The organism is Gilliamella sp. B3023 (assembly GCF_026536845.1).
Classification (GTDB): domain Bacteria; phylum Pseudomonadota; class Gammaproteobacteria; order Enterobacterales; family Orbaceae; genus Gilliamella; species Gilliamella apicola_E.
Genome location: NZ_JAFNNH010000070.1, coordinates 1 through 756, shown reverse-complemented (window position 1 = coordinate 756; position 756 = coordinate 1). Strand labels below are relative to the sequence as shown.

Here is a 756-nt window from a genome sequence, read left to right as displayed (position 1 = left end):
GTTGACTCCTTGAGTCAGCTTACTTTTAATGACTCAACACTATTTTTTATCACCCCCACCCCCGCCCTAAGGATTAAGGACGAAGGAATAAGAACTAAGGATAGGCACAAAGCCCGTAGTTGTAGTTGTAGGTGTAAAGCCAATTCACAGAACCGTTGTCTGAGTAGACGACAAACTGGTCACTACCATACGGGTCACTAGTCCAGTACCAACTGCTGACGAAGCCAACGCCTGAATAATCCTCCATACTACCCCACTCAGTGAAAAAACCTGAACCTATATGACGCATGTAAAAATTATTACGCGAGGAAGGGGTGGCGCCGACTGAACCCTGACAGTGAGAACCTGAATTAGTACCACGACAAGATGCATTGGTTAAAACCTTTACGCTAGGCATTCGATAACCAAGACTATTACACCAAGATAAGGTATTAGGATAAGTGTCCTCCTTATCACCACGGTTGACGAACCACTGCTTCAAAGTAAAACCATATTTGACGACTGGAGTACCATTACTATCACGACCGACCAACTCGAAGTTCTGAGGCAAAGAAATAGTGGAAAGAGGACCAGGATTGGCTGAACTAATCTGGGATGGAGTAGCGTAAGGACCAGTTAAAGTAACACGAACGCTTGTAGCAGTAGGATTAGACATTGTGACTGTGATACCACCCTGAGAAACAGGAGACCAAAACAATGGCTGACTACTACCACTAATGAGTAAATCAAAGTACAATCCATTAGCGCCAGTTGTAG

1 protein-coding gene is annotated in these 756 nt (G+C 44.3%); it reads right to left on the bottom strand.

Translation table 11 applies throughout. The features are described from left to right. Window positions 1-94: 94 nt before the first annotated feature. Window positions 95-756, bottom strand: a 662-nt coding sequence (locus J3U16_RS12010) for a hypothetical protein (RefSeq protein WP_267343212.1), incomplete at its 5' end; no start/stop codon positions are given.